Annotated in this window: 24 protein-coding genes and 3 pseudogenes; 24 read left to right on the top strand and 3 right to left on the bottom strand. The window is 41.1% G+C overall.

Annotated elements, in window-relative coordinates; genetic code table 11:
- Positions 1-150: 150 nt before the first annotated feature.
- The 20 genes and pseudogenes from wapA to NSQ16_RS20415 all read left to right on the top strand — a co-directional run.
- Positions 151-7,179 carry a tRNA nuclease WapA gene (gene wapA, locus NSQ16_RS20510; RefSeq protein ID WP_230488707.1) on the top strand — a complete coding sequence of 2,343 codons (7,029 nt, stop codon included), beginning with the start codon at positions 151-153 and terminating at the stop codon, positions 7,177-7,179.
- Positions 7,180-7,184: 5 nt separating this feature from the next.
- Positions 7,185-7,874 (top strand): hypothetical protein, encoded by a 690-nt coding sequence (locus tag NSQ16_RS20505; protein WP_014481368.1) that lies wholly within the window; start codon positions 7,185-7,187, stop codon positions 7,872-7,874.
- A 158-nt stretch (positions 7,875-8,032) separates the two neighbouring features.
- Complete coding sequence (locus NSQ16_RS20500; RefSeq protein WP_033881892.1) at positions 8,033-8,707, top strand: hypothetical protein; 675 nt, start codon at positions 8,033-8,035, stop codon at positions 8,705-8,707.
- Positions 8,708-8,933: 226 nt separating this feature from the next.
- Positions 8,934-9,245: pseudogene (locus NSQ16_RS20495) on the top strand (DNA-binding protein); the annotation flags it as partial.
- 511 nt (positions 9,246-9,756) lie between these two features.
- Entirely contained in the window at positions 9,757-10,311 is a 555-nt protein-coding gene (locus tag NSQ16_RS20490; protein WP_230488708.1) for a DUF4240 domain-containing protein, read from the top strand.
- A gap of 139 nt (positions 10,312-10,450) precedes the next feature.
- The gene (locus tag NSQ16_RS20485; RefSeq protein WP_128993671.1) at positions 10,451-10,921 is read left to right on the top strand and encodes a hypothetical protein; all 471 of its coding nucleotides are present in this window, start codon (positions 10,451-10,453) and stop codon (positions 10,919-10,921) included.
- Positions 10,922-10,974: 53 nt separating this feature from the next.
- On the top strand, positions 10,975-11,283 hold the full coding sequence (locus tag NSQ16_RS20480) for a hypothetical protein (protein ID WP_230488754.1): 309 nt from the start codon (positions 10,975-10,977) through the stop codon (positions 11,281-11,283).
- Between the two features lie 46 nt (positions 11,284-11,329).
- Positions 11,330-11,746 (top strand): hypothetical protein, encoded by a 417-nt coding sequence (locus tag NSQ16_RS20475; RefSeq protein WP_230488709.1) that lies wholly within the window; start codon positions 11,330-11,332, stop codon positions 11,744-11,746.
- Between the two features lie 143 nt (positions 11,747-11,889).
- The gene (locus NSQ16_RS20470) at positions 11,890-12,312 is read left to right on the top strand and encodes a hypothetical protein (RefSeq protein WP_230488710.1); all 423 of its coding nucleotides are present in this window, start codon (positions 11,890-11,892) and stop codon (positions 12,310-12,312) included.
- Positions 12,313-12,426: 114 nt separating this feature from the next.
- Complete coding sequence (locus tag NSQ16_RS20465; RefSeq protein WP_230488711.1) at positions 12,427-12,804, top strand: DUF2750 domain-containing protein; 378 nt, start codon at positions 12,427-12,429, stop codon at positions 12,802-12,804.
- Positions 12,805-12,931: 127 nt separating this feature from the next.
- Positions 12,932-13,795 (top strand): hypothetical protein, encoded by an 864-nt coding sequence (locus NSQ16_RS20460; RefSeq protein WP_230488712.1) that lies wholly within the window; start codon positions 12,932-12,934, stop codon positions 13,793-13,795.
- Positions 13,796-13,836: 41 nt separating this feature from the next.
- Positions 13,837-14,163: pseudogene (locus tag NSQ16_RS20455) on the top strand (DNA-binding protein); the annotation flags it as partial.
- Positions 14,164-14,235: 72 nt separating this feature from the next.
- On the top strand, positions 14,236-14,688 hold the full coding sequence (locus NSQ16_RS20450; RefSeq protein WP_122895717.1) for a hypothetical protein: 453 nt from the start codon (positions 14,236-14,238) through the stop codon (positions 14,686-14,688).
- A gap of 17 nt (positions 14,689-14,705) precedes the next feature.
- Entirely contained in the window at positions 14,706-15,194 is a 489-nt protein-coding gene (locus NSQ16_RS20445; RefSeq protein ID WP_230488713.1) for a DUF2716 domain-containing protein, read from the top strand.
- A gap of 25 nt (positions 15,195-15,219) precedes the next feature.
- On the top strand, positions 15,220-15,978 hold the full coding sequence (locus NSQ16_RS20440) for a hypothetical protein (RefSeq protein ID WP_230488714.1): 759 nt from the start codon (positions 15,220-15,222) through the stop codon (positions 15,976-15,978).
- Positions 15,979-16,112: 134 nt separating this feature from the next.
- On the top strand, positions 16,113-16,478 hold the full coding sequence (locus tag NSQ16_RS20435) for a hypothetical protein (RefSeq protein ID WP_230488755.1): 366 nt from the start codon (positions 16,113-16,115) through the stop codon (positions 16,476-16,478).
- Positions 16,479-16,504: 26 nt separating this feature from the next.
- Positions 16,505-16,816, top strand: a complete 312-nt coding sequence (locus NSQ16_RS20430) for a hypothetical protein (protein ID WP_033881890.1) — start codon at positions 16,505-16,507, stop codon at positions 16,814-16,816.
- A 17-nt stretch (positions 16,817-16,833) separates the two neighbouring features.
- Positions 16,834-17,130, top strand: a complete 297-nt coding sequence (locus tag NSQ16_RS20425; RefSeq protein WP_230488715.1) for a YxiJ-like family protein — start codon at positions 16,834-16,836, stop codon at positions 17,128-17,130.
- A 15-nt stretch (positions 17,131-17,145) separates the two neighbouring features.
- The gene (locus tag NSQ16_RS20420) at positions 17,146-17,598 is read left to right on the top strand and encodes a hypothetical protein (RefSeq protein WP_230488716.1); all 453 of its coding nucleotides are present in this window, start codon (positions 17,146-17,148) and stop codon (positions 17,596-17,598) included.
- Positions 17,599-17,615: 17 nt separating this feature from the next.
- Positions 17,616-17,744, top strand: a pseudogene (locus tag NSQ16_RS20415) (hypothetical protein); the annotation flags it as partial.
- Positions 17,745-17,957: 213 nt separating this feature from the next.
- Here the strand turns inward: NSQ16_RS20415 and NSQ16_RS20410 are convergent.
- Both NSQ16_RS20410 and NSQ16_RS20405 read right to left on the bottom strand, forming a co-directional pair.
- Positions 17,958-18,479: a DUF2812 domain-containing protein gene (locus NSQ16_RS20410; RefSeq protein ID WP_230488717.1), complete on the bottom strand. Its 522-nt coding sequence runs from the start codon at positions 18,477-18,479 to the stop codon at positions 17,958-17,960.
- Entirely contained in the window at positions 18,476-18,817 is a 342-nt protein-coding gene (locus NSQ16_RS20405) for a helix-turn-helix transcriptional regulator (protein WP_128471940.1), read from the bottom strand. Before NSQ16_RS20405 ends, NSQ16_RS20410 begins: the two co-directional genes overlap by 4 nt.
- Positions 18,818-18,982: 165 nt before the next feature.
- On the opposite strand from NSQ16_RS20405, the gene NSQ16_RS20400 reads away from it, so the two are divergent.
- Together NSQ16_RS20400 and dbpA are read left to right on the top strand one after the other, a co-directional pair.
- A complete protein-coding gene (locus NSQ16_RS20400) occupies positions 18,983-20,131 on the top strand; it encodes a GDSL-type esterase/lipase family protein (protein WP_339232440.1) in 1,149 nt (382 codons plus the stop codon).
- An 81-nt stretch (positions 20,132-20,212) separates the two neighbouring features.
- Positions 20,213-21,652 (top strand): ATP-dependent RNA helicase DbpA, encoded by a 1,440-nt coding sequence (dbpA, locus tag NSQ16_RS20395; protein ID WP_085185406.1) that lies wholly within the window; start codon positions 20,213-20,215, stop codon positions 21,650-21,652.
- Between the two features lie 18 nt (positions 21,653-21,670).
- Here the strand turns inward: dbpA and NSQ16_RS20390 are convergent, their stop codons facing one another.
- A complete protein-coding gene (locus NSQ16_RS20390) occupies positions 21,671-22,957 on the bottom strand; it encodes an MFS transporter (RefSeq protein ID WP_003227194.1) in 1,287 nt (428 codons plus the stop codon).
- 206 nt (positions 22,958-23,163) lie between these two features.
- Between NSQ16_RS20390 and NSQ16_RS20385 the strand changes: the two genes are divergently transcribed.
- Together NSQ16_RS20385 and licT are read left to right on the top strand one after the other, a co-directional pair.
- Positions 23,164-23,844 (top strand): hypothetical protein, encoded by a 681-nt coding sequence (locus NSQ16_RS20385; protein ID WP_046664020.1) that lies wholly within the window; start codon positions 23,164-23,166, stop codon positions 23,842-23,844.
- A 94-nt stretch (positions 23,845-23,938) separates the two neighbouring features.
- The gene (gene licT, locus NSQ16_RS20380) at positions 23,939-24,772 is read left to right on the top strand and encodes a transcriptional antiterminator LicT (RefSeq protein ID WP_003242598.1); all 834 of its coding nucleotides are present in this window, start codon (positions 23,939-23,941) and stop codon (positions 24,770-24,772) included.
- The last annotated feature ends 42 nt before the right edge of the window (positions 24,773-24,814 follow it).

Here is a 24,814-nt window from a genome sequence, read left to right as displayed (position 1 = left end):
AGGCCTATGCGGCCTTTTTTTGTTTTAGGTCAATTGACTCTCGCTAATCCTTAAAATAAGATAAATTTTCTAGAAAAATATTGTAATAATATTTCAGTCTAGTTAAGATTATTGAGTAAATATTACTTTTATTACAAAAGGAGAGAGAAAATGAAAAAAAGAAAGAGGCGAAACTTTAAAAGGTTCATAGCAGCATTTTTAGTGTTGGCTTTAATCATTTCATTAGTGCCAGCCGATGTACTAGCAAAAACCACAGAAGAAGAGAATGGAAATCGTATTGCTGCCGATGATCCAGAAGAAACTCTTCAGAAAGAACAAACTGAGGAAGCTGTACCTTTTGATCCAAAAGATATAAACAAAGAGGGTGAGATCACCTCGGAAAGAACAGAAAATACAAAACTCTATTATGAAGGTGACGGTGTCTATAAACAGGAAGTATATCTTGATCCTATTCATACAAAGGAAACACCTGATGCCGACTGGGAAGACATTTCTCCTGAGTTAAAAGAGTCGACAAGCAAACAAGTCGAGACAGAGAACGCCATTTTGAATTCAGATTTTCAAAAGCAAATGAAGAACGGGCTTTATGCGACTTTTGAGCATAATGACCATAAGGTTACATATTCACTTGTAGAAGCGAAAGGCCCGAATAAAACTTCACTTACTCCGAAAGATACCTCAGCAGATTATAAGACTGACAGTAATGAGATTGTGTATCCGGATGTTTTTCCGAATATTGCTCTTCAGACTTTCACATTCAATGAAAACATAAAAGAAGATTTAGTCCTTCATCAGTATGATGGATACAACACATTTACATTTCAGTTAAAAACCGATTTGCAGGCTAAAGAAAAAGAGGATGGATCCATTGATTTTTCTGATGAAAAAGGCAAAGTTGTTTTTTCTGTGCCTAAACCTTTTATGACGGATTCAAAACTAGATGAGCTTTCCGGCGAGGTTGAACGGTCAGACAAAGTCAGCTATAAGCTGGAAAAGAATGAAGAAGGGTATTTGCTTCATCTTACGGCTGACGAGAACTGGCTGAAAGACCCAGAACGCGTATATCCAGTATCTATCGACCCGTCAACTTCTTTATCTGTTTCATCGGATACGTTTGTCATGAGTGCCTACCCGACGACGAACTATTCACCCTCCTCACAAAAATGGGATGCTAATTTAAAGGCCTATGTACTGAAAACGGGCTATTATGACAAAACAACAGGCACAAACTATGCGTTCATGAAATTTAACAACCTAAAGCCAATTCAAAATATGACTGTCACTAAAGCGACATTAAAAACATACGTAGCCCATTCCTATTATGGAACAAAGGCAACCGGTCTTTGGCTGGATACGGTCAACAGCAATTATGATAATGCAAAAGTGACATGGAACACCAAACCGGCATCTAAAAATATCGGAAAAGCCGACGTCCATAAAGGACAGTGGGCGAGTTATGATGTGACCGCTGCTGTAAAGTCATGGAACTCCGGCGGGGCCAACTATGGATTTAAGCTTCATACAAACGGAAACGGCAAGGAATATTGGAAAAAACTAATTTCTTCAGCGAACTCCGCCAATAAACCGTATATTGAAGTGACGTATACCATCCCGAAGGCGAGCACACCTGCTGTTAAAGCATACAATAATGGGAACGGCACTGGTTTTTTCAATATCAGCTGGAAAAAAGCCGAGGGTGCAAAAGGCTATAAGGTATGGATCTATAATGGGAAAGAATATCAAGCGATCTCAGTCGGCAACACGACCTCCTGGAGCACAAAAGGGAAAAATATTTGGCCGACAAGTGCAGAAATTTCATCCGGTAAGTACAAGCTTCACCTTGATGGAAAAGGCGGAACTGAACTAGCGCTAGACCCATCTCCGGTCTATAAGAACTCCGGCGGAAGCTATGCCACAAGCAAAAACTATTGGATCGGCGTCAGTGCAATCTTTGATCAGGGAGAAGGAGCGATGTCCGCACCGGCAAAGCCTGTTATCCCTAATGTAGGAAAAGCACAAGCACCGTCAGCAAAGGGCTACAATAATGGGAATGCCACAGGATACTTCGACCTTTCTTGGAAAGCTGTATCCGGTGCAACCGGCTATAAGGTTCAGGTGTTCAATGGGAAAGGCTTTGAGACACTTGATCTCGGAAATCAGACGTCTTGGACCACAAAAGGGAAAAAGATCTGGCCGACAAGTGCAGAAATCAAGGCGGGAAAATATGCTCTTCACCTAAAGGACGGAAGCGGAGCAGAGCTGCCGATCAATCCCGGACCAACCTATAAAAACGCCGGGGGAGATGGAGCCAAAAGAAATTACTCGTTTAAAATTATCGCATACAACAAAGACGGCGAAGCCATTGCATCCCCGGCTGCTAACCCGGCACTTCCTGATATCGCTAGGCCAAAGAATTTAACTGGCTATTTGTATACAAATACAAAATCGAGTCAAACGGGCTATGTGAATTTGATATGGGAAAAGGTTCAAAATGCGAAAGGCTATAAAGTTAACATTTACAACGGTAAGGAATATCAGTCCTTTGATGTGGGTGACGCGGATCATTGGACAACCCAAAATAAAAACATTTGGCCGACTTCTGAGGAAATCAAAGCCGGAAGCTATAAGCTTCATACTGATGGAAAAGGCGGAGAATTAGCCCTCGATCCATCACCTGTCTATAACAATGCAAATGGGAATTACAAAGGGAAGAAGAATTATTCTTTCACGCTTGTCGCCTATGATGCGAATGGTGAAACGATTCCAACGGCGCCCTTTAACCCAACGTTCCATGAAGGCGCAGAATTCCTAGGTACAGAAGAGTACTGGTCTATCATTGATATCCCAAGCGGCCAGTTAAATGGTGCAACAGGCAATGTCATTGTGAATGAAGAAGATTTGTCAATTGACGGACGCGGTCCGGGACTTGGCTTATCGAGAACCTACAACAGTCTTGACAGCTCTGATCATTTATTTGGGCAAGGCTGGTATGCTGATGCAGAAACATCTGTCATCTCGACGGATGGCGGGGCAATGTATATCGATGAAGACGCTACGACACATCGATTCACGAAAAAAGCCGATGGCAGGTATCAGCCGCCGACCGGTGTATATCTTGAATTAACAGAAACAGCTGATCAGTTCATATTAAAAACAAAGGATCAAACCAACGCTTATTTCAATAAAAAAGGCGGTAAGCTTCAAAAAGTAGTGGATGGCCACAACAATGCAACTGCCTATACTTACAATGACAAAAATCAACTGACCGCCATTACAGATGCATCAGGCCGCAAGCTTACATTTACCTATGATGAAAACGGCCATGTGACTTCCATCACCGGACCTAAGAATAAAAAAGTCACCTACTCATATGAGAATGATTTGCTGAAGAAGGTTACGGATACAGACGGGACTGTCACAAGCTATGACTATGATGGCGAAGGGCGCCTTGTCAAACAATATTCAGCCAACAGTACTGAAGCAAAGCCTGTCTTTACCGAATATCAGTATAACGGACACCGTCTCGATAAAGCGATTAACGCTAAAAAAGAAACATATGTCTATAGCTATGATGCTGATAAAAAGAGGCTTCTCATGACACAGCCGAATGGCCGGAAGGTACAGTACGGCTATAATGAAGCTGGAAATCCGATTCAGGTCATTGATGATGCCGAAGGGCTAAAAATTACAACGAATACAAAATATGAAGGCAACAATGTCGTAGAAGATGTCGATCCAAACGACGTGGGCACCGGAAAAGCAACGGAAAGCTATCAATATGACAAAGATGGCAACGTTACGTCGGTTAAAGACGCATATGGAACTGAGACATACGAATATAACAAAAACAACGATGTCACAAAGATGAAGGATACCGAGGGCAATGTCACTGATATTGCTTATGACGGACTGGATGCTGTATCCGAAACCGATCAGAGCGGAAAATCATCGTCAGCAGCTGTTTATGATAAATATGGAAACCAGATTCAATCGAGCAAAGATTTATCAGCTTCAACTAATATTTTGAAAGATGGAAGCTTTGAAGCGCAAAAATCCGGCTGGAATCTGACTGCCTCTAAAGACAGCGGCAAAATCTCAATTATCACCGATAAAAGCGGAGTTCTTTCCGGATCAAAGGCATTGGAAATCTTGAGTCAATCAACGTCTGCCGGAACCGATCACGGGTTTTCCTCAGCGACACAAACAGTTGAACTGGAGCCGAATACAACCTATACATTAAGCGGGAAAATCAAAACAGATCTAGCAAAAACAAGAGCCTACTTTAACATTGATTTGCGAGACAAAGATCAAAAACGAATTCAATGGATTCACAATGAATACAGTGCATTAGCCGGAAAAAATGACTGGACAAAACGGCAAATCACTTTTACGACTCCAGCAAATGCAGGAAAAGCCGTTGTGTATATGGAAGTCGATCATAATGATAAAGATGGCAAAGGAAAAGCATGGTTCGATGAAGTCCAGCTGGAAAAAGGCGAAGTATCGTCAAGCTATAACCCAGTTCAAAACAGTAGCTTCACATCAGCGACGGAAAACTGGAATGTAAGCGGAGCATCCGTTGATTCTGAAGAAGGCTTTAATGATGATGTATCATTAAAAGCTGCCCGGACCAGTGCGTCCCAAGCCGGATCAGTAACAAAACAAACCGTTGTCTTAGGGCAAAGCGCAAATGACAAACCGGTTTATCTCACACTGACAGGAATGTCGAAAGCAAGCAGCGTCAAATTTACAGATGAAAAAGACTATTCTCTGCAGGCGAATGTCACTTACGCTGACGGCAGCACAGGCGTCTACAATGCGAAATTCCCTTCTGGAACACAGGAATGGAACCGGGCAGCTGTCGTCATCCCTAAAACAAAGCCGATCAATAAAGTAGATATTAGTATTCTGTTCCAAAAGAGTGCGACAGGCACAGTCTGGTTTGATGATATCCGTTTGATTGAAGGAAGCCTTCTGACTAAAAGCACGTATGACAGTAATGGCAACTATGTGACCAAGGAAGAGGACGAACTAGGTTACGCCACTTCAACTGATTACGATGAAACTGGTAAGAAAACAGCTGAAACGGATGCAAAAGGTGAAAAAACAACCTATACGTATGATCAGGCAGACCAACTGACAAACATGACGCTCTCCAACGGCACTTCTATCCTTCACAGCTATGATAAGGAAGGCAATGAGGTAAGCAAAACCATCCGGGCGGGAGCAGATCAAACCTATAAATACGAATATGATGTGATGGGCAAGCTTGTCAAAACAACTGACCCTCTGGGCAATGTGCTAGCAAGCGAATATGATGCCAACAGCAACCTGACCAAAACCATTTCACCAAATGGCAACGAAGTGTCTCTTTCTTATGATGGAACAGACCGGGTGAAATCAAAGTCGTATAACGGTACAGAAAAGTACAATTTCACGTATGACAAAAATGGAAATGAAACGTCGGTCGTTAATAAAGAGCAGAACACCACAAAGAAACGGACATTTGACAACAAAAACCGTTTAACCGAATTGACTGACCGCGGCGGCAGCCAAACTTGGACATACCCTAGTGACTCCGATAAGCTGAAAACCTTCTCGTGGACTCATGGGGACCAAAAAGGAACGAATCAATTTACGTATAACAAGCTGGACCAAATGGTTGAGATGAAAGACAGTACATCTTCATATTCATTTGATTATGATGAAAATGGAAACGTCCAAACCTTTATTACGGGCAACGGCGGCGGAACAAGTTTTTCATATGACGAAAGAAACCTTGTAAGCTCGCTGCATATCGGTGACAAAAACGGCGGAAGCATTCTGACGGAAAGCTATGAATATGATGCCAACGGCAATCGCACAACGATAAACAGCTCAGCAAGCGGCAAGGTGAAATATGAGTATGGGAAGCTGAATCAGCTTGTCAAAGAAACCCATGAAGACGGTACTGTCATTGAATACACATATGATGGATTCGGGAACCGGAAAACCGTTACAACTGTAAAAGACGGCTCAAGCAAAACGGTGAACGCTTCCTTCAACATCATGAACCAGCTGACAAAAGTCAATGATGAAAGCATCTCTTACGATAAAAACGGCAACCGCACATCCGACGGCAAATTCACATATACGTGGGATGCAGAAGATAACCTGACCGCCGTTACCAAAAAAGGCGAAGACAAGCCATTCGCAACATATAAGTATGACGAAAAAGGAAACAGAATCCAAAAAACCGTCAACGGAAAAGTCACGAACTACTTCTACGACGGAGACAGCTTGAACGTCTTGTATGAAACAGACGCGGACAACAACGTCACAAAATCATACACGTACGGGGACAGCGGCCAACTGTTATCCTACACAGAAAATGGCAAGAAATATTTCTATCACTACAACGCACACGGCGACGTCATCGCGATCTCAGACAGCACCGGAAAAACGGTTGCCAAATATCAGTACGACGCATGGGGAAATCCAACAAAAACCGAAGCAAGCGATGAAGTAAAAGACAACCGCTACCGCTACGCAGGCTACCAATACGACGAAGAAACCGGCCTGTACTACCTCATGGCCCGCTACTACGAGCCAAGAAACGGCGTGTTCCTCTCACTTGACCCAGACCCGGGCAGCGATGGCGACTCATTGGATCAGAATGGGTATGCTTATGGAAATAATAACCCTGTGATGAATGTTGACCCTGATGGGCATTGGGTTTGGCTTGTGGTAAATGCTGGATTTGCAGCCTATGATGGGTACAAGGCATATAAATCAGGTAAAGGGTGGAAAAGTGTTGCTTGGGCAGCTGCTTCTAACTTTGGCCCTGGAAAAGTGCTGAAAGGCGCCAAGAAGGTTTTAGGTGTTGCGAAGGGAGCTAAGAAGTATTTAAAACCAGGTAAATATGCCAAAAGGTCAATACCTGCAAGAAGTACAAGTAGCAGGTTGAATAAAAAGGAAAGAAGAGTATTAAACAAGATTGGGAATAAATATGGCTGTCACACTTGTGGTAGAAGGCATCCTGGAACTAAAAGTGGAAATTGGATTGCGGATCACCAACCAGTATCAAAATTAAGGAAGAAAGGCCAGCGTCAAAGGCTATATCCTCACTGTCAAACTTGTTCGCGGAAACAGGGAGGATATACGAGTTCTATTTTGAGAAAAAGACATCAACGGAGGTGAGGAAATTGGGCAAAAAAGAAGCGATTCTAGCATTACTTAACGATTCATTCAGAAAGGAAGAGTTCCCTCTTATTTGTAATTCGAATTTTGATTTTGCCAAAGGAAAACTTTCGGTATTTGTTGATGGAGATAACTGGCTTTTAACGATCCAGCTGTTTGGATTGTCGAAATTGGGTCCAGCCATTGATTTTTATACGTTTGGAAATCAGTTAATAAATAATGCAGCAAATTATTTAGTGGATGAACCGTTTTGTTTTGTAGATAAATTAGGAGATCAACTAGAGTTGGAAGATGTAGAACCAGGTTTTACAAGGAAACAAATCAATGTGTTCCTTAGAGGGAGAACATTTAAATTTTTCATTGAGCAAGAAATACTAGCAAAGATTACATCAGAGAATGAATGGATTACATGTTTAAGGCAAATGATTAAAAATCGTTTATTCCTCGACACACTCTGGTTGACAAAACAAGAACAACTACAATTGGCAGGTCTCTCCTGCGATTATGACCAACTGTATTCAACTGAATCTTGGATGCATCCTGAAACAGAAAAGGATTTTCCTAGCCTTTCTCCTTTCTTTCAAGCTATTGCTCAAGCAATTTGTCGTAAAGATGCTGCATATATCCAGAAACTTGAGAAAGGTAACACTGATTGGTCAACATGGACATATTCAGATTCTGTTCAGTATTATTAAAGATGATACGGATATACAGCCTATGGCTGTGTATCCATAATATTTTATCATATGATGATCATACACGATATAAAAAGGATATATTTTCCTGAAAAGGTCGAAATCATTATTTAGTTTGCAAGTATAAAGATAAAAACAGTAAAAAAGGAGAATAAACATTGATTAAAAAAACAGAAATTCTTAGTCTATTAGATGACGAATTCAGTGAGTTAAATCGACCTCTTTTTGAATGGCGCGAATCTAATTATATTGGAAGTAAATGTACCTTAGTACGATTAAATAAAGAACACTGGTTACTGGCAATCCAATGCTTCCAAATAGATAATGAAGGACCCTTTCTGTCTGTTCATGCTTATAGTAACTGTTTTTCAGAGAACTATAAATTGATCATAATTAATGACATCGTTTTAAAGACCAAAGAAGATGAGGAAGTAACATATAGTGAAAGTAACTTTAATCAATTAAGCGAAGCAGTGAAAATAAAAATTGCAGATTCCCTTTACTGCATAAATATTCACCAAAGAAATGAATTCCAAAAGAAGACCAAAGAAAAGGCATGGAAAACATATTTTAGAAATTTGTTTGAGGATGCCAATTTTAGAGACGCACTCTGGATTAAACCAAAAAAACTTAAGAGTGAACTAGGTTTAAAAGGTGATGATGAAGGTGTATACGAAACAGAGAACTGGGAATATCCTGATTATTTAACAGATCCAAGTGAATTAATTTCATTTCAATCTTTTGCTCAATACCTTGAAAGCGGAATAGGTCCAGTTAATGTAGGAGTTCCTAATAACCATTGGAAAGAATGGGAGGATTACGATATCGAATGAATTTGGGGAAACGTCAATAAATATTGTGATAAAGTCCGTGACTTCTTATGGGTTTCTCTCACCTTCAGCTTATATGGAGAGCAATCAGCATTCCACCAATGCGGTCAGAACTTAACTGTAAAAGACTATACGATTTATGGGTAAAAACCAAAGACAATATATTTAATGAAGTATATAAACGAGTAAGAAAACATATCTTGCCCTTTCTAACCTGGGAGCATAACCAATGAATAAAATCATCAACACGAACACCCAAGGTTGTTTTTTCCATGCTGATCCACAGGGGCGTGTCTACATTGGAAAAGGGTTGAAAGGAGATATCACCATTTCAATCTATGATCCTTCCGGTGATGTTCGGGATTTTAAAGTGAAAGAGCCGATTGCATACAGCGATATTCTGCTCTTTCAACAAAGTGCAGATGGCTATGTCTTCGTTTATTACGAATCGTACGAGCCGAAGGTAAAGGTTTTTTCAGAAGAGGGAAGGGTGAAAAGTGCTTTTCCCTTGCCTTCAGGGGTTTCCTGCTTTCTTTTGGACGAGAAACAAAACCTTTGGGTGGGTTTAAGTGATGAAGGCATTTATGGTGACGCAAACCCCAGTGGACAAAGTGTGCTGTGTTGTACTTTAGACGGACAACTAAAGGAAACTCATATTGATCAACAGCTTTTAGAAATATATGCGCCCGTGGTAGATGACTGCTATGCACTTGCAGAAAAAGATGGACTGATATACATGCTGTATTACTCTTATACAGTCATTGCTGCCTTTGATGAGACGGACGTGAGACGAGTGTGGATTGTTTCTGATAAAGAATATTCTGGAGTATATGACCAGCTTGCAATTTCAGATGACGGGTTTTGGATATGCAAAGATGAACATTCACTGTCCCTCATTCCGGCTGATGTCAGTCTGCCGATACAAGAGGTGAAGTGCTGTGATCAAGACGGGAGGGAGCTCTCGATACAACAGGTGAAACTGACAAGTAATGCTATTTATGCTCTATCAGATTCAGGGATCTATAAGAGGGATATCAGAGGAGGGAAGACAAATGAATGAAACATCGTTTTGGCAGCTTATTGACCAAGCTGGCAGCCAGGAAGAACCTAATGAGTGGCTGCGTGATGCATTATTGAAAAAAGAAATCAATGAGATCGTTGATTTTGAATTTATGCTTCAGACATTCATGCACAAAAGCTATCTGTCCTCACTATGGGCGGCAGCATACATCCTAATGGACGGCTGCTCGGACGATACATTTGATTATTTCCGCGGATGGCTGATTGCCCAGGGCAAAGAGACATTCGAAAAAGTGCTGGGTGATCACGAGTATTTGGCAGCATACATCACAGAGGAAACGCTTGACGAGGAAGGCTATCCACAAAATGAAGCCTTGCTGTCAGTGGCAATCGAAGCGTTGACATATATGAAGACTGGAGACGATGAATGGGTTGATAAAGTACACGACGAGCTTTTAGATGCGCTTGAACAAAAGGGACTTGCCGAATCGGATGGTATTGAATTGGATTGGGAAGAAGAAGATTTGCCTGAAAGGTTTCCAAAGCTGTGGGAGCGTTTTGGGGAAAATCCGCTGGGTGAGTTTTAAATAGTTGAAGATAAAGCTTGTATCAATAAGCGATACAAGCTTTTTTAAAACAAATCTAAACACGAACGACAAAGAAAACAAGAGAATGATGAATCAATTTAAAGAACTTGAGAAATTGACGGCGGAGGGAATGCAGCTCATGCAAAAAAGATTAATCGAAAAACTCGCCGAGAATAAAAGACATATGTTGATGATCGAAATCAAAGAAAAACTAGTCTCGTGTGCAGAAAGAGGCTTCACTTATCGTTTTGCTGATCTGGCACAAAGCAAGCAATTGCTTGAGCTGGTTTTATCAAATTCAATACCAGCCAACACCCGTGAGGTTGATGCTTTCGGAAAAACGGAAGCGAAACAGCTGATCTTGAATACATCTCAGTCCTATGTTGCCTATGATGACAGGGCCGTTCTGCTGTTTCATCAATACTGCAGCGAAATTGGTGCGTTAGTTTGTTCTTTTGGAAAATGTCTCGAGCACCTTGACTGCTTATTGGAGTGTATTGAGTTCGATGAAGGGATTCTCAATCATAGTTTTATTTTGGTTGAGCCTGAGTGTCAGTTCGGATTATGTGTATTGCACACGGAATATGGCTGTGAGCTTGTTTATTGGTAGATTAGAAACCTTTTGGAACATATCTTTTACGGAAAAAACTTCAATATCTAAATATCAGTACGGTGCTTTGCATACTAATAACAAATCATATAGTACTTGAATACGTGGTGATCAAATTGAGCGAGCCAAAGCTAATAGAATGCATAAATAAAATCAAAAGTGTCTTAAATGGACAAACAACAAGAGAAGAAGTGTCAGATTGGGCGGGCATTTATGTTTATGCGTATGACCCCGAAGTAGAAGATGATAGAGTCTGGAATATGTTAATCCTTCTAAGTGGGATTGATTTGAAAGATTCTCCTGAAGCTTATTTGCATTCAACAGATGATTTAAATGATTGGATCAAACAATATACTGAATAATTTGTGTTTGGTGGTAAGGTGTTATTGATTAAAAAAGAGGTAGGAGATGACAATGTACAAAACAATTAATGAATGGGTTGATTACATTGATGAGGGGTGCAGTGTCCTTTATTTAGATTTTAATGTGTTTAAAAAAGAGCTCTCACTTAATATAAAGGTTTTTGAAAGTGAAGCTGAATATACCCATAAAATAGTATTTCAAAATGTGGCATCCGCTTATTATAGTGCAGATGTTGGCGACATGAGATTGGAAAAAATAGATCCGGAAGAATACAATTGGCAAGTATTTGAGATGAGTTATCATCCAGAAGGAATCGGGAATCTATCAAATTCTATAATTCCGGAGTATCAATCAAATGCTAACTTTCTTATTGACATGAACAGAATGCTGATTGCTATAGAAGCTGAAACAGTTCGCTTTGATGATCAATCGTTTTATGCATATCATTCAAATCATAAATAAATCAACATATAAGAAAGGTTATCAGCCTTTTACGGTTTAACAGGAGCCAGACAATTTGTAAACAGCGATAGTATTACGATTTCAAACAGCAGTACTGGAAAGGAAATTTTATTAAATAATCCTCATATAAACAAGGAGGCAGCATGGCCAAAATTAAAGACGATTGTCTTGAACTTGAACTAACACCGAGAAGGTATCAAGAGATGGATGATGATCCATTTATTTTATCCATATTTGAGTTGTTGGAAAATAAAAAAGCAATCGTTCGCGATTTTTCCGCTGTTTTATTAGAGAGTGAATATAAATTGCTGATATCTGGAATTGAAACGTTGATAATGGGAAATCAAGATATGATAAATATAGAAACCATTGATCCACTTTTAATTCTCAGTATTAATGAAGAAAACGGAAATTACAGCTTTAAGATTAAAATTATACTTGAAGGTGATGTTAAGTTTAATTCTAATTTGTTTGAGATTACCTGTAATGAAAAAAAGCTAGAATCCTTTGCAGATGCTTTAAAAACAAATCTGGAAGATGTAAAAAAATCTTCAAAACTTCCCTAACCGTTACGCGGAATTTATCGAAATAATAATCTGATGTTATATCCAGAGGGGCATTAGATAGGGTCAAGGACTAGCTGATGCCCCTCTTACACTGCTTACAAGGAAGAGTGAAAAATGAATGAAAAAGAACTTGAGATGTCATTAAAGTTAGACCCTGATCAAAGATATCGTTATTTTATTAAGAAAGTTGTTGACTATGAAGAAGTCTGGTCATTAAGTAATGATAAAGGGTGGGTTACATCTGAAGACGATATTGGAACAATACAACTTCATTTTTGGCCGACTGAAGGGCATGCAAAACAATGTTCAATTGAGAAATGGAAGAGTACATATCCAGAGTCAATAAGTTTAGAGGATTTTGTAGAGAACTGGCTTCCTGGTATGCTTAGAGATAAAGTTGGTATATCCATTTTTTATAATAATATAGATTCAGTTTTGATACCAATTTCTCAAGTTCTCTCTGACATCGAGGATGAATTAGAACACTATTAAAGAGATAATCTTCTTTCGCCATATTCAGAGGCACTCGGAAAGGGGTTTTTCTTTTTTAAAAAATAGTCGACTTGCAAAAGGGAATATTTACGAAATTTTGTAGATAGCTTTTTGAAAGGTGGCATATATGTCTGATTTATTTTTTAAAGGATTACACACAGTAACAGAGAAAGGCAAAATTTTATTATCAATGAATGATTCAGAATTCATTGTGTTGACCCAGCAGGAACGGAATGATCACGGATACATCAATCATATTTCACTTTATTCAAACACTGATGGCCGATTTTTAAACAGCTTTAGCGTACAAACCATAAAGCAAGTTATAAATGTACAAAAAGTTGATGATTCTTTTTTGTTTTTAATTGATAAAGAGTACGAGGATGGAATAAGTAACGTTGAACCTAACATATATGTGTGGAGTCCGCTCAAAGGATTCTATCAATCTTTTTATGCGGGGCGATATATAAATTCAATGGTGTTAGACCAGAATAAGTGTTTATGGGTCGGGTATGATGAAACAGGCATATTTTCATGCGTTGATCAGGAAATAAGCTCAAGAGGAATTAATAAATTCATTTTGAAGAATGGGAAATATGAATTGGACTCCGATGATGTTAGTTCATATGTGATTGACCAATATTATTCTACTTTTGTAAGTGAAAATGCCATCTATTTGTATTACAGTACGATGGGAGAAGACTATTTACAAAAACTGAAATTATGGGGAGAAATGTTAGGGCGATATAAGTCTGAAATAGAGTTTCATTCCTGTATCCAAAATGGCTCGTATTTTTACCTATTCATTCAGGATGACTCATACTATATAAAAAAAGCAGCCAAGACAGATGATATGCAAAGCTTTGTAGAACATAAGATGTTGAATGAAAATACTGGAGAAGATCTATGTTTTGTCCAAGTTGCTGTATATAAAGATAAGTGTGTAGGAATTGACCATCATCATAATCTTTTTCTGTTAAATGATAAATAGCTTATAAGTGTTAATTTTAGTTAAATTAAGGAGCATAACCAATGAAAAAATTAAAAATGAATAAAATCATGAACATGGACACCCAAGATTGTTTTTTCCATGCTGATCCACTGGGGCGTGTCTACATTGGAAAAGGTGTGAAAGGTGATGTGACCATTTCAATCTATGATCCTTCCGGTTATGTTCGGGATTTTAGAGTGAAAGAGCAGATTGCATATAGCGATATTCAGCTCTTCCAACAATGTGCAGATGGCTATGTCTTCGTTTATTACGAATCGTATGAGCCGAAGGTAAAGGTTTTTTCAGAAGAGGGAAGGGTGAAAAGTGCTTTTCACTTGCCTTCAGGGGTTTCCTGCTGTCTTTTGGATGAGAAACAAAACCTTTGGGTCGGTTTAAATGATGAAGGCATTTATGATGATGAAAATCCTGACGGCCATAGTGTGTGGTGTTTTACTTTGGATGGTCAGCAGAAGGAAATACACATTGATAGAAAGCTCGAAGAAATGGATGCGCCGGCTGTAGATGATTGTTATGGACTTGCAGAAAAAAACGGCTTGATTTATATGCTGTATTACGGAGACGCAGTCATTGCCGCATTTGATGAAACGGTCGTGAGACGAGTGTGGATTCTGTCGGATAAAGAGCCGGACTCAGAAGCATTTGATCAGCTCGCGATATCCGAAGAAGGTTTTTTGGTTGGGACGTTCAATTGTTACAGTGAAGAGCTTGAGTCGTTTCTTTATTTAATTTCTGCCGATGTGAGTCAAGAGATGAAAGAGATAACATGCTGTGACTCGAACGGTGGAGCCCTAGACGTTCAACAGCTGAAACTGACAAGTAACGCTGTTTACGCAGTGACCTCATCTGGTGTTTATAAGCATGATATCCAATAAGGTGTAGGGATGAGATTATGATGAATTGGCGCGCTTTAAGTCAGACAAAACAAGACCGCATCTGGTCAGAAGTGAACAAGATCATAAAATGGAAACCCGGAAGCAGATGTCATCACATCATCCCGCCTGATCCATATCAAGTGTTTGATATTTCAAGCGGGATGAGCGGTAAAGCCAGTAATGATGATGTGGTCAGAGTGCTGAATGATTTAGAGACTTCGATTTTGAAAGCATTTCAATCATGTACTGGAAAGAGCGATGTGATATACGCATTAGATTGGCAGCATGACGGATATATCTTTAGCCCTCATCAGACAATGCCTCAGGATGAATTTGGCGAATGGCCTGTTCCCGTATTTCCAAATGGAGACTATTATTTCTTTTTTCATCAGGACTTCTCTTGGGGACTTTTGGGAGACCCTTGGAAATGTACAATCACTGTATTTGGTGAAGAGCTGTTGGAGGCGATAGATAATGATCCGCCTATCCTGTTTCAAAATAGATGAGTGTTCTGAAAAACGGAGGTGAAACATGGGCTTTTGGGAAGAGAAATATAAAAATAAAAAGATATTCGTAAGTGATGATGGTATGGATATTTGTCACGACGCCATCGAAGATTTTCACGCTGTGTTCCTTGAACAATTGGATCGTAAGCCTACTCTAAATGAATTTGTTTATACCCTCTTTCAGGTATTAAACTCAGACGGCGATTCGCTTTTTAAAGAATTAGAAGGAAAACAAGTCACTGACATCAACCTAAAGATGAAAAAAAGAACTACTTTAAGTGAAGTTAGGCCTGGTGTTGTCATTGAAATCTCTTTACGGAAAATCAATCAGTTCACATATGCATTAGTGGTAAAAGGAGATTTAGCAACAGATAAAAATGATGATCTTCTCATTCAGTATTTTGATATTTTTACAGATCAACGCTTGAGTAAAAAAGACATTTCTCTCATGATGGCAGAAAAGCAAAGAACCCTTTTTATTGCGAATACAGGATATACAGGCTTTCTTCAGGGGAATTGGAAGGTTGTTTCCAAGGTGCCGATAGATTTGATGAAAAAATTTGATCATTCTGCTATAACATTTGTCATGTATGAAGATGAAAAATACCTCATTAGCCAAGACGATTCATTAGCGGCAGAGAGTGATTTAATAGAGGTTGATGAAAAACGGGGGAAGACCTTTAGCAACCCGATTGGGCTATTTGGTCATCTTAGTATTGAGGATATTCTTTATCAATATTTCAAGGGAACCTCGATGGAGGAATTGGTTAAGTATGAGTTGTAAGAAGGGCTTTTATTAGGGGGAGGTTGAGGCACATATGAGCAGGTATTGTCTGGAATGTGCAAATTCTGAACTTTTTCTCTTAAATGATTTTTTCAATCACTGAGTATCATTGGATTATTGGCGATATTTTGAATATGATGGATGTATCCGAGGATAAGGATCATTGGAACGATATCATTGGCGAGCGTGAAGACTATCTTTTTATCACAGGTGAGGAATTTCATCGTATATTAAATGAATATGAGATTTATGTGATATTTTCTATTTTAACTGCTGTGCCTAAAGAGACGATACTGTATGATATAACACAAGTTCCGTTTGTTGATGGGAATGCTGACTTTTATGAAGATGATTATATCTCCCCTGTGAAAGAATGTATTTTCGAAGTCGGTTTCTTTGATTCAACAGATATTATATTTACAGTGACCGATGAAAACATAGAAAGAATGTTGAAGGATTCTTTTCCTGACTTGAAGCCTTACTGTGAGTATGGAGTATAGAGACGCTATCAACGGAGGAATCAAAATTGAGTATTTCAGGAGCTACTCCTATTTTGTTTCAGCATATCAAGAAATGGCGTTTTTATCGAGAAACAGATCACGTGCTTGGTGCCATTTATACGATTGAGTTAGCAGCTGTTTATCATTCACGTACGATTGTTGTCATATTCAAAGACGTTTCAGTCGTTACGATACGAGATATGGAGACCCTAACGGACCTGTCTGATGGACTTCTCCATATTGAAACGCAACCACAAGGTATGTACCTTGTGGAAGAATGGGAGGAGCAGACATTCCGCTTTTGTTGCCGGCAATATGAGGTGATGGAAGTTGAATAGGGTGAGGAGAGGATCGCGTGTTTGAACAGCTGAGAAAAAGACAGCGAGAGCTTGAAGAAACGCCGTATCCTAGTGAAATGTACGGCTTTGAAGCGGAAATACATGAGTTTTTTATGCTTGTTGCCGGCAGTTTGGATTATGTGCTGGCGAATAAAAGGATGCCCCGGCAACAGTGGCGTTCGTTGGAGAAAAGCTTTTTTGAGCTGTATCCTGACATACTTCCGGATATGATCGAAAACGATAAGGATCTGTATCATCATATTCTCTTGTATGAACAAGTCAGACAAGAGATTTGCGTTGCGCTATCCAACTGATAAGGGGAAGATTTTATGGAAATAACCTCTATAAGCAGTATTGGCAATTTGGACATGATCGAGCTTAAGCCTGACCAAACCGTTATGCCATGCGAACTTAAAGATGCAGAGTCGTTTTATCGTTTTTGGGCAGGGCTTGCCTACGATCGAATCATGATACAGGTAATAACGACTGGTTCATTTATAGAAGACCTGTCCGAGTATTTTGAAGGTCATGCTTACAAGGTGACGAAGCTGGACAAAAGGGAATTCCATTTCCAATCCATATTACAGGAAGCAGACCGGGATATTGCAGATTTTCTCTTTCTGTTAGCTTCCATCAATGATGATGTTTTTCTGATCACTGATCCCCAACCGGATAAAAGCTATTTTTCAGAAGGGAAGCTCCAATGCCTAACGGACTCAGGCGAACGGATCATATGGTTTGAATACGATGCTGCGGAGATCTATATGGTTGGAGGTAACTAAAAATAGGAGGAATTCATTTGAATATCACACAATACGAGAAATTGAAAAAGCATCTTTCTGATGAGGATACAGGTCCATTTACATTAAACGAGTTTTCTTTCTATATGAAAGAAGATGATCGTTATATTCAAATTCCTGTGTTTGAATTAAAACTATCTGCTCAAACCTGTGACATTCATTTGCGGTTTGAAAACATTAGTGCATCAAAGCTGGATGACCTTGAATCCATCGATGGGGTTGAGTTGGAGATTGAACCGACTGACGATCAATGGGAAAGACTCCGTTATTATGTGTATGATCAAGAAGATCAGATGAGTTTCTATTGCGGAGGTTGGGATGTGATCATGTGTGACAAGAAGTCACACTGATTTTCCCCACTTTCCAAGCGTTCTTGCTTTTGTTGCCGCATATGTCACGAGAAATGGAAAAGTCACAACCAGGAAAGCCAAAGGCACCCAATTTGATAATCCGGTTACATAATGGAGTGCAATTGACAAGAGAGTCAGGAAACTCAAGGTGCAGGTGACGTTTCGAACGTTTTTTTCGCTTCTTTTATATTTCTCTCTCATGGTGGATTGATCACTGTATATCGGCGAAGTTCCGGGCTCAGCCGAAAAGATATGCATACCTTGTGAAGAGCAAACACGCTCCCATCCGGCCGCTTCAAACATCACGGTATATTCTGCCAAGCTTTCTTCCTCAACATCATGATAATCAATACTGTAGATCAATTTCCGCGGCTCAGCTTTTCTAAGCTTATACCCCATAAACGCAAAAGAATCGAGTACCCAGCCTTTGCTGGCCATATCACTTAGTCTCTTCATATCCTTTTCTTCTGAAAAGGCCAATCCTTCAGACATCATAAATTTTTTCTGTTTCATGATGAATCCCCTTTCAATTGTTGAAAAGCACGTTGACCATGTTCAGCCATCACTTTTCTGCGCTGAATTTCTTTTTTGAGTAGTTCTTGGCCGTGCAAGGTGGTTTGGTACACTTTGCGGCGCGGGTTGTCATTGTTGACAAGCTTAATGATTTCTTCTTGCAGTAATTTCTTTAACAATGTATATAAGGTAGCCGGGCCGATCGTAAAGGAGTCATCGGTCATGTCCTCAATCTCCTGCATGATCGAATATCCGTGTTTTGGCTCCAGCAAGGTTAAGACAATATAATAGGCTGGATCGGTAAGCTGATCCATTTCCTGCGGACGCTGCTTTGGCAAGTGTTCACCTCATTTCCTATATCAACAAATGATATATCATCTATTGATATAATAAAATCTTCCTTTTTGTTTGTCAACGCAATTTTTTTCTCCCTTCAGTCATCATAAAGAAACAATCACCGAGTATGCATTAATGTATGCGTTTTCATAGAGGGGGGAGTCTTGATGAAAAAATGGATGGCAGCGGTTTTTGTGATGATGCTGATGCTGTGTTTTGGCGGGAATGAGAGTGTGAAGGCGGCGGAGCCGAAGGTGTATCAATTTGACTTTGGAAGCGGTTCGGTGGAGCCTGGTTATATTGGTGTCAGGGCGTTTGATCGATATGATCGGTCAAAGGGCTACGGTTTTCAAACACCGGAGAATATGAAGGATGTGGCGGCATCCGGGACTGGTGTGAAGAGTGATGCGGTTCAGTTTTTAGCGTATGGGACGAAAAGCAATAACACGTTTAATGTGGATCTCCCGAACGGCCTTTATGAGGTGAAGGTGACGCTTGGCAATACGGCAAGGGCTAGTGTGGCAGCGGAGGGCGTGTTTCAGGTCATCAATATGACAGGGGATGGCGCTGAGGATACGTTCCAAATTCCTGTCACCGACGGGCAGCTGAATCTGCTGGTGACAGAGGGAAAGGCAGGCACCGCTTTTACGCTCAGCGCCTTGAAAATCAAGAAACTGTCTGATCAGCCGGTGACGAAACGAACCATTTATGTCGGCGGCGACTCGACGGTGTGCAATTATTATCCGCTCAACAGCAGCAAGCAGGCGGGCTGGGGGCAGATGCTGCCTCACTATATCGATAAACACACCTTTCAAGTGAGAAACATGGCGTCCGGCGGGCAGATCGCGAGAGGGTTCAGAAATGATGGACAGCTTGAGGCGATCCTGAAGTATATTAAACCGGGAGATTATTTTATATTGCAGCTTGGCATTAATGACACAAATCCGAAGCATAATGAATCTGAAGCGGAGTTTAAAGAGATGATGCGTGATATGATTCGTCAGGTAAAAGCGAAAGGAGCGGACGTCATCCTATCAACGCCTCAGGGCCGGGCGACCGATTTTACTTCTGAAGGCATCCATTCGTCTGTAAACAGATGGTACAGGGCCTCTATTTTGGCTTTGGCCGAAGAGGAAAAAACACATCTCATTGACTTAAATGTCCTCAGCTCGGCATACTTTACATCGATCGGTCCGGAAAAAACACTCGCGCTTTATATGGACGGAGATACGCTGCACCCGAACCGCGCTGGGGCTGACGCGCTGGCGCGATTGGCTGTTCAGGAGCTAAAACGCCAGGGAATCGCTGGCTTTTAATACATCATTTTTCGTCAAAACACATATGCCTTCGTCAATTAGAGTATAATGAGAACATCTGCAAGAGACAGGAGTTTATACATGAGTCATTTTAAAAACTATCAAATCAGTCATGACATTTTACGAGCATTGGAAGGACTGGGATATACAGAACCGACCAAGGTGCAGCAGAGCGTGATCCCCGCTGCCCTTGAACGAAAGGATCTTGTCGTCAAATCACAGACGGGAAGCGGGAAAACGGCTTCGTTCGGGATTCCTCTCTGTGAGCTGGCGGATTGGGATGAAAACAAGCCGCAGGCGCTTATTTTAACTCCAACCCGTGAGCTTGCGGTGCAAGTAAAGGAAGATATCACGAACATCGGACGATTTAAACGGATCAAAGCGACAGCCGTATTTGGAAAATCCTCCTTTGATAAACAAAAAGCTGAGCTTAAGCAAAAAAGCCACATTGTTGTCGGCACGCCGGGACGTGTTCTGGATCATATTGAAAAAGGCACGCTGCCGTTGGATCGTCTCTCTTATTTGGTCATTGATGAAGCGGATGAGATGCTGAATATGGGCTTCATTGAGCAGGTGGAGGCGATTATCAAGCATCTGCCGACTGAGCGCACAACGATGCTGTTTTCAGCGACGCTTCCGCAGGATATCGAGAAGCTGAGCCGTCAATATATGCAAAACCCCGAGCATATCGAAGTCAAAGCGGCCGGCCTAACCACAAGGAATATTGAACATGCGGTGATTCAAGTAAGAGAAGAGAATAAATTTTCATTGCTGAAAGATGTGCTGATGACGGAGAATCCCGACAGCTGCATCATTTTCTGCCGAACGAAGGAGCACGTCAATCAGCTGACCGATGAATTGGATGACTTAGGATATCCATGCGATAAAATTCACGGCGGAATGATTCAGGAAGACCGATTCGACGTCATGAATGAATTTAAACGTGGCGAGTACCGTTACTTAGTCGCAACGGATGTCGCCGCGCGCGGGATTGATATTGAAAATATCTCCCTTGTCATCAACTATGATCTGCCGCTTGAAAAAGAAAGCTATGTCCACCGCACGGGCCGAACGGGACGCGCAGGGAACAAAGGAAAGGCCATTTCGTTTGTCACGGCCTTCGAAAAACGGTTTTTAGCCGACATTGAAGAATATATCGGATTTGAGATTCAAAAAATAGAAGCCCCTTCTCAAGAGGAAGTGGCAAGGAAGAAACCAGAATTTCTAGCTAAAATGAATGACCGTCCGGAAAGCAAAAAGGACAAAAGCGAAGAGCTGAATAAAGACATTATGAAGCTGTATTTTAACGGCGGAAAGAAAAAGAAAATCAGAGCCGTTGATTTTGTAGGAACGATTGCCAAAATTGACGGTGTGTCAGCTGACGACATCGGCATCATTACGATCATGGATAACGCCTCATACGTTGAGATTTTAAATGGTAAAGGCCCTCATGTTCTCAAAGTGATGAAGAACACAACCGTCAAAGGGAAAAAGCTGAAGGTGAATAAAGCGAATAAATGATGAATGACCTGCTCCCAGTTAAAGGGGCAGGTCATTTTGCTGCTGGCTGACATCGGCGCTGGTCTCCTCCGGAACAAAGGCAAGAATCACAATACCAATTACAAACAAAATGATCAGACTGAACACCGCAGTCGAGGATTTCCCGGTCAGCTGGGCGGTAACGGCAATGAGCAGCGGCCCCATAATTGAGGCGAATTTTCCAAAAATGTTGTAGAAGCCAAAGAATTCATTGGCGTGGCGCTTTGGCACAAGCTTGGCGAAATAGGAACGGCTGAGGGCTTGAATGCCGCCCTGCGAGGTGGCGACAAGCATAGCCAGTATCCAGAAATCAAGTGTTGTCTTCATAAAATAGGCATACACGCAAACGATCATATAAATGACGATCCCGACGTACAGCATGGTCTTCCCCGTGAAGCGTTCTGCCAGTTTTCCGTATACAATCGAAAACGGTGCAGCGACCACCTGAGTGACAAATAGGATGATCAGAAGGCTTGAGGAGCCGATCCCTAAATCTGATCCATAGGATGTCGACATCGTAATAATCGTGCCGACTCCGTCGATATAAAAGAAATAAGCGAGCAAGAAGAGGAAAAGTGCCCGGTATTGTCTGATCCGTTTCATCGTTTGGCCGAGCCGCTTAAAGCTGTTGATGACAATATGAGGTTCTTTTTTGATGTAATAGCGTTGATGGACATGTTTAATCATTGGGATGGTGAACAGCCCCCACCAGGCAGCCGTTATGAAGAAGGACAGCTGGCTTGCGGCCGATACAGACACTGGAATCGTCTCTGCTTGTGCGAGCAGGATGACAGCAATACTGATGATAAATGGAATCGTGCTTCCAATGTATCCTAAGCCAAAACCCCGTGCCGAGACGAGATTCATCCGCTTCTCAGGCGTAACGTCCACGAGAAAGGCATCATAAAACACATTGGCGCCGGAAAAACCGATAGCCGATATCGTATAAAACAGCAACAATAGCAGCCAATGTTCACTAGGGATAAAGGCGAGCATCGCGGTGCTGGCGACACCGGCTGACACAAAGAAACCGAAGAACTTTTTCTTGCACCCTTCATAGTCGGCGATTGTGCCTAAAATAGGGCCGAGCATCGCAAGAATAAACGTTGAAATCGCAATGGTATAGCCCAAATAGGCAGTCGATTGAGCGGCGCTGACACCGCTTTCCGCAGCTGCTGATTTATAAAATAACGGAAATACCGCGGTGGTCACGACAATTGAGTAAGCAGAATTTGCCCAGTCATATAACACCCAGCTGTTTTCTTGTTTCGTAAAACGTTTCATCATCAGAGCCCCTCTCCGGTAACGATACTTCTATTGTACGAGAAATAGGCCTGAAAAGAATGGAATGCACGTCAATTTTTACAAAATATTTATGTTTTTTCGCTTCAAATCATACTTTTGATTTATTGCTGGGGTTAGGTGCATCTGGTACCATTTAACTATATTTCATGGTATTTTCCAGAAGGGATTCAGCAGAGAGGAGACAGAGCATGAGGCGAATAGGCTTGTGTATAAGCCTGCTGGTCACAGTTCTTGTGATGAGCGCATGCGAAAGTGAAGGTGAGGCTCAGATGTTCGCAGACTGTGATCAAAAGACAGTAAAACAAACCGCAGCCAAACCGATGAGCAGCAAGAAAAAGCAGGATTTCCAAGCCCTCGCAAGCGACAGGCAGCTGGCCATTGTGTTCAGTTCCATGATACAAGTGAGCGAAGCATTTGATTATGGAATCGGCAATCCAGAATACTTCGTGCGAATCAGCATGACTGAAGAAGAAGCAGACATTGCGAAGGAGAATCTCGAATCGATTAAGCTTGAGAACAAATCGCTCAAAAAACAAAACAGCGAGGCGGTCGCCTTGCTTCAAAAAACGCGTAATCAAGACATGAGCCGGATCGAAATTCAGCAGCTGACAGAAAATAGAGCCGCTTTTTTTGAGACCGCAGACAATATGATCAAACTCATCGGCCAAGTCACACCGAAAAACGCGAAGAAGACAAGACAGCAGCTGGATCAGCTGAAAAAACAATATACACAATACAGCGCCGAAAGCGTCAAAATCATGAACAGCATTGTCAAAAAGCAGAAAGCTGACAAGGCATCATTTGAACGCCATCTGGAGGCGCTGCTTCAAAAACAGCCCGGGCAGCAGGTACGGAGTGAATTGTACTGACCAGCTTCTGTCTTTCCCTGATGATATTGACCTAGTACAAAAAGAATGTACAATCAAGATATAGTCTGTTCTTAGTTGAATGGAGGGACATGTCATGAAAATTGCGAAGGTGATCAACAATAATGTGATCAGTGTGGTCAATGAACAGGGGAAAGAATTGGTCGTCATGGGCAGGGGGCTCGCGTTTCAGAAAAAGTCCGGCGATGATGTCGATGAAGCCCGCATTGAGAAAGTGTTCACGCTCGATAACAAGGATGTATCAGAAAAGTTCAAAACCCTTTTGTATGATATACCGATCGAGTGTATGGAAGTATCCGAAGAGATTATCAGCTACGCAAAATTACAGCTCGGCAAAAAGCTCAACGACAGCATCTATGTGTCGCTGACCGACCATATTAACTTTGCCATCCAGCGCAACCAGAAAGGGCTTGATATCAAAAACGCCTTGCTGTGGGAAACAAAACGGCTCTACAAAGACGAATTTGCGATCGGCAAAGAAGCGTTGGTTATGGTAAAAAACAAGACTGGTGTGTCTCTGCCAGAGGATGAAGCAGGCTTTATTGCTCTGCATATTGTAAATGCCGAGCTGAATGAAGAGATGCCCAATATCATCAACATTACAAAAGTCATGCAAGAGATTTTGAGTATTGTAAAATACCATTTTAAGATTGAATTCAACGAAGAATCGCTTCACTATTATCGGTTCGTCACCCACTTAAAGTTTTTCGCGCAGCGTCTATTTAACGGCACTCACATGGAAAGCCAGGACGATTTTTTGCTGGATACAGTGAAAGAAAAGTATCATCGCGCGTATGAATGCACGAAGAAAATCCAAACCTACATTGAGCGGGAGTATGAGCACAAGCTCACAAGTGACGAACTGCTGTATTTAACCATTCACATAGAAAGGGTAGTTAAACAAGCATAATGAGAGCGCTGACATTTTTGTTTCCTTGTGTTCACTTTTTCT

Source organism: Bacillus sp. PS108, assembly GCF_037963335.1.
Lineage (GTDB): Bacteria > Bacillota > Bacilli > Bacillales > Bacillaceae > Bacillus > Bacillus subtilis.
Note: the sequence above shows the minus strand (reverse complement) of the source record. Positions and strands in the feature narration are given on the sequence as shown.